This is a genomic window from Bradyrhizobium sp. (assembly GCF_049798375.1).
Lineage (GTDB): Bacteria > Pseudomonadota > Alphaproteobacteria > Rhizobiales > Xanthobacteraceae > Bradyrhizobium.
The window spans coordinates 1-5,261 of record NZ_JBARGP010000139.1; the positions used below are offsets into that span (position 1 = coordinate 1).

At 63.2% G+C, this 5,261-nt stretch carries 5 protein-coding genes; 3 read left to right on the plus strand and 2 right to left on the minus strand.

What is annotated here, in order from left to right:
- Together WA702_RS06040 and WA702_RS06045 are read left to right on the plus strand one after the other, a co-directional pair.
- Nucleotides 1-1,283: L,D-transpeptidase family protein (locus WA702_RS06040; RefSeq protein WP_425109623.1), on the plus strand; the 1,283-nt coding region annotated here is incomplete at its 5' end.
- Between the two features lie 477 nt (nucleotides 1,284-1,760).
- Entirely contained in the window at nucleotides 1,761-3,290 is a 1,530-nt protein-coding gene (locus WA702_RS06045; RefSeq protein WP_425109626.1) for a DUF882 domain-containing protein, read from the plus strand.
- Between the two features lie 295 nt (nucleotides 3,291-3,585).
- Here WA702_RS06045 and WA702_RS06050 read toward each other — a convergent pair whose 3' ends face one another.
- Together WA702_RS06050 and WA702_RS06055 are read right to left on the minus strand one after the other, a co-directional pair.
- A complete protein-coding gene (locus WA702_RS06050; protein ID WP_425109624.1) occupies nucleotides 3,586-3,861 on the minus strand; it encodes a DUF2312 domain-containing protein in 276 nt (91 codons plus the stop codon).
- 330 nt (nucleotides 3,862-4,191) lie between these two features.
- A complete protein-coding gene (locus WA702_RS06055) occupies nucleotides 4,192-4,494 on the minus strand; it encodes a DUF1244 domain-containing protein (protein ID WP_425109627.1) in 303 nt (100 codons plus the stop codon).
- Nucleotides 4,495-4,702: 208 nt separating this feature from the next.
- Here WA702_RS06055 and WA702_RS06060 point away from each other — a divergent pair.
- Nucleotides 4,703-5,261, plus strand: a 559-nt coding sequence (locus WA702_RS06060) for a DUF1036 domain-containing protein (protein WP_425109625.1), incomplete at its 3' end; no start/stop codon positions are given.

Below are 5,261 nucleotides of genomic sequence, written 5' to 3' on the forward strand. Positions count from 1 at the left end.
CGGCGCTGGACAGCTACAACCCGCCGCAGAAGCTCTACAAGGAGCTGAAGGCCAAGCTGGCCGAGCTGCGCGGCGCGACCGGCACTGCCGCCATCAAGATCGATAACGGCGTGGCGCTGAAATACACCCCGGCCCGGGCTAAGAACGCGCCCGAGGCCGAAGCCCAGATGTCGGATCCGCGCGTGCCGCAGCTGCGCGCCAAGCTCGGCGTCGAGAATCCGAGTGACGACCGTTACGATGCCAAGGTTGCCGCCGCGGTGCGTAAATTCCAGGACAGCGTCGACCTGAAGCCGACCGGCGTGCTCGACGAGCGCACCGTCAACGCGCTCAACACGCCCAAGCGCGACAAGCAGATCGACACCGTCATCGTCAACATGGAGCGCTGGCGCTGGCTGCCGCGCGATCTCGGCGCGCCTGCGCTCGGCGACGCCTATGTGATCCTCAATATCCCGGATTACACGCTGAAGGTCATGCACCATGGCACGCAGGCCTGGACCACGCGCGTCGTCGTCGGCAAGCCCGGCATCCATGCGACGCCGCTGCTGACCGAGACCATGAAGTACATCACGGTCAACCCGACCTGGAACGTGCCGCCCTCGATCGTGTACGGCGAGTACCTGCCGGCGCTGCAGCAGGATCCGGACGTGCTCGCGCGTATCGGCCTGAAGGTCGAGCGCAACCGGGACGGTTCGGTGCACATTTCGCAGCCGCCGGGCGAACGCAATGCGCTCGGCCGCATTCGCTTCAATTTCCCGAACAAGTTCCTGGTCTATCAGCACGACACACCGGACAAATACCTGTTCGCCAAATCCGAGCGTGCCTACAGCCACGGCTGCATGCGCGTGCAAAATCCGGATCAATATGCTTCGGTGCTGCTCGGCATCCAGGGTGAGAATTACAGCCCGGAGAAGATCCGCAGCATGTATGGTTCGAACGAAATCGACCTGAAATTCCCGACCCCGATCCCGGTCAACATCACCTATCAGACCGCCTTCGTGGACGACGCCGGCAAGCTGGAATTCCGTAAGGACATCTATGGCCGCGATGCCGAGATGATCGGCATGCTCAAGAACAGCCACGGCAAGGACATGGAGGGCTACGTCGCCCATGCCCAGCCGAGCTATTCGCACCCCACCGGTCCGCTGCCGAGATCGGTCGTCGCCAGCGACACCAGCGCGCCATCGGGAATGAACTTCTTCGAACGGCTGTTCGGCGGCGGCAGTCCGACGCCCCCGCCGGCCCCGATCGGCCGCCGGTCGCAGCGCCGCATTTTCACCCGTTAATAAGGGCGGCTCGGCTGCCGGACCGGCAGCCTCGCGGCCGACCGAAATAACCCTTTGATATCAAAGAACCCCGCTCCGGCCTGAAGCGGGGTTCATTGTTTTGTTAGCCGCCTCGGCCCATGAAGATTCGTTGGCACTTTTTCGCCACACTCAAGAGATCATATTAAGAGTAATCTGGGGGGCGGGTCGGTCAATCTCCTTTAACCATCCCGCCTTAAAACGCGTTTGCTCTCTCTTTCGCCGGGACGGGTCGCTAGAGGGTATTGAGTAAACGCTCGTCGACGGGTGGGCTGCATCTTGCTGTCTGTTTTCGTACGCCAATGGCGTTCGCTGCCGAAGATCTCTGACCCAAAGATCTTTCTCTCCAAGATCTTTGGCAAAACGGTCGTGAGCAGTCAGACCTCGAGCCACGGGCTGTCGGGTCGGACCGGCTGGTTGGCCGGCTGCCATCTCGGCTTGGCCTCGCTGCTGCTCTTGATGGGCGCGGGATCGGTCCATGATGCCACCGCCTCCAACGAGACCCGCACCCTCTCCTTCCACCACACCCATTCCAGCGAAGATCTCACCATCACCTTCAAGCGCGACGGCCGCTACGATGAAGACGCGCTGAAGAAGCTCAATCATTTTTTGCGCGACTGGCGAAGCCAGGATGAGACGGTGATGGACCGTCATTTGTTCGACATCCTGTGGGAGGTCTATCGCGACGTCGACGCCAGGCAGCCGATCCAGATCGTCTCGGCCTACCGCTCGCCCGGCACCAACGCGATGCTGCGCCGTCGTTCGGCACATACCGGCGTGGCGCGCCATAGCCAGCACATGCTGGGCCATGCGATGGACTTCTACATTCCGGGTGTACCGCTGGAGCAGATCCGCTTCGCCGGCCTGCGGCTGCAGCGCGGCGGCGTCGGCTTCTACCCGACCTCCGGCTCGCCCTTCGTCCATCTCGACAGCGGCAACATCCGCCATTGGCCGCGGATGACGCATGACCAGCTGGTCAGGGTGTTTCCCGATGGACGCACCGTCCACATTCCCTCGGATGGCGTGCCGCTGAAGGGCTATGAGCTCGCGCGCGCCGATATCGAGAAGCGTGGCAATGGCGATGAGGCGGCAACCTTCAGCGCGCCGAGCCTGCTGGCCCGCCTGTTCCGCGGCAAGTCCAGCGAGGATGACGACGAGAGCGCGACCGAGAGTGACGCTAAATTCACCAATGCCAGGTTTACCCAGGTCGCCTCAACGGCGCCGGCGGCAACAACGGATACCACGACCTCTGCCTCGCGCAGCAAGCTCGGACGCGCTTTGCAATTGGCGTCGGCTGACACCCAGCTGATTCAGCCGGTAAAATCGAAGCCGACGCCTGATGCGGCCGCCGGTAAGTCCGAGCCGTCGACAGCACAGGGCGCGGGCCCGCAGAGCCTTGCCGACATCATCAATGCCCGCGGCTTCTGGGGCGACAATTCCGGGACGCTGAAGCAGGCGACGCCGGAGCAGGTCGCCGCGATCACCGCGCGCCGGGCGGCGATGGCAGACCCGCAATCGACCGGAAGCACGTCGGTGATGAACGCGATGGCCTTTGCGCCGCTTGCCGCCCCGCCGGCCGACCGCACCAGCGTGGTGGTAGCCTCGGCGCCGATCTCGGCGCGGAACCGTTCGTCGTCCCGCAACGCCACCCCTTCGACCGACGCCAGCAACGGCGCGGCCAAGGAGCCACAAGCCCGGGAGGGCCTGGTCACCAACGCCACCCGCATCTCGGCCGCCAAGGACACCGATACGAGCTGGATGCGGGTGATGATGCTGGCACCGAGCGCAACGCGCGCGATGTCGGTCACAATGCTCGGCGACCCCGATCTCACCGTGATGCGCAGCTACTTCGTGAAGCCGCAGAGCGCGCTAACGATCAGCTTCTCCGACGACGCCACACCGGGCCTGACCTATGACCAGTTCACGGGGGTGGCCGCAGTCAAGCTAGAGACCCGATCGTTCGCGGTGCACGCAGCAGCGCTGCACTGATCGGACCTGCCTCGGACGTGATATCCTGAAGACATCATGTCCTGAAAAAGCGATGAGGCACAGTTGCCTGTGCCCCATGCTCCCCGTCTCTTCCAAACCGTTTACCGATGCTAGCCAAGCTGCGAGTCAACTGGCAAGCGCTCATTCGGCGACACCAGAGACTCCGCCCTGCGGCATAAGAAAAGCCCCTCGGCGGTATCCTCCGCAGAGGAGCTCGTGCATTGCAATCGGAAGGCCAGCCTGCGGGATCGTGGCAATTCCGGCCCGATAGCTTAAGCGAAGGCATTGCCGCCGCTTACACCATTCCCAGCGCCTGCATGTAAGTCTCCAGGATGCTCTCTTCCTCCTGGCGCTCGTTCGGATCCTGCTTGCGCAGCCGGATGATGGTGCGCAGCGCCTTGACGTCGTAGCCGTTGCCCTTGCTCTCGGCATAGACATCCTTGATGTCTTCCGAGATCGCCTTCTTTTCCTCCTCGAGCCGCTCGATCCGTTCGATGATCGACTTGAGCTGGTCTACGGCAAAGCGCGTCGCGGGCGACTCGTCTTCCTTCATGGCGGCGGAGGTGGCCATCTGTTACTCCTGAATGGAACTGGTGTGGGTTCAATGAAGGCGTCGTCATCGCGACGCGCGCGTGTTCTTGAGAAAAACCCTCAAGTTTGGCGCGCCCTGCGTCAAGGCAACATCGCCCTCGTCCACAGCGTGCCCACATCTTGTTGTGGCTGCAGATTGCACAGCCCACAAAAGGCAGTCACGCCGCTTGCGTTTTCGTTGCCTTTCCGAGACAGCTGGATTCGCAACGCTGTGCGAATCCGGCGATCACCATTCCCTAACCGGTCACGGTAAACAGAACGGAAGCGTCCAATAGTTCGTTAGCCTTATTGGCCCGGCGGCTCGCAGCCTTCAGTGCCCGGGATGGCTCTTCTTCATCGCCTCCATCTGCGCAGGGCTGGCCTCGCGCTGATATTTTGCCTTCCACTCCTCATATGGCATGCCGTAAACCGCCTCGCGGCTGTCATCCTTCGTCATCGGCGTGCCCTTTTCGTCGGCGGCATCCTTGAGCCAATTCGAGAGGCAGTTGCGGCAAAATCCGGCCAGATTCATCAGGTCGATGTTCTGGACATCCGTGCGCGTGCGCAGGTGCTCGAGCAGCCTGCGGAACGCGGCGGCCTCAAGTTCGGTGCGGGTGGTGCTGTCCATGGCCATGTCGTCCGTTGTGCTGTTGTTGCCGATTCCTGGTATAATGGCGACTGGCAGCCGATTTTGCCATATCGCGGTGCGGACAAGGGGTTGAACGCGCGCGATGGAACAGGACTGGCCCCGACGCGCAATTTGCACGAAGATGGCCGCCTTCGTCTCAGACCGTTGCCGCCAGGCGACGCGACCACACCAACGAGCACTGTAGCCTCGCGCAATGACCTCCAGAACCACCCTCCTCCACCATGCTGTTCCGCTGCGCCGTCACGTCGGCCTGCTGGCAGCATTGACGCTGTGCCTGGCCGCGCTCTGGACCAGCCCTGCCGCGGCCGATTTCCGCCTCTGCAACAACACCGCCAGCCGCGTCGGCATCGCGCTCGGCTACAAAGACGCCGAGGGATGGACCACGGAAGGCTGGTGGAACGTATCGTCGCGGAGCTGTGAGACCCTGCTGAAGGGCACGCTGGTGGCGCGCTACTACTACATCTACGCGCTCGACTATGACCGCGGCGGCGAATGGTCCGGCCAGGCCTTCATGTGCTCGCGCGACAAGGAGTTCACCATCAAGGGAACCGAGAATTGCCTGGCGCGCGGCTTCGACCGCACCGGCTTCTTCGAGGTCGACACCGGCGACCAGCGCGCCTGGACGGTGCAGCTCACCGAATCCAATGAGCAGCCGTCGCAGCAGCGGGTGCCCGGCATTCCCGGGCCGGTCGGACCCGGCGGCAATGTGCCAGGCCTGCCGGCGCCGCAAGGCGCGCCGCCACCGGCCGCAC

Excerpts from the sequence above, each read along its gene's own strand:
- WA702_RS06045 (WP_425109626.1), top strand. The coding sequence starts at position 1,761 with ATGGGCGCGGGATCGGTCCATGATGCCACCGCCTCCAACGAGACCCGC.
- WA702_RS06050 (WP_425109624.1), bottom strand. The coding sequence starts at position 3,861 with ATGGCCACCTCCGCCGCCATGAAGGAAGACGAGTCGCCCGCGACGCGC.
- WA702_RS06055 (WP_425109627.1), bottom strand. The coding sequence starts at position 4,494 with ATGGCCATGGACAGCACCACCCGCACCGAACTTGAGGCCGCCGCGTTC.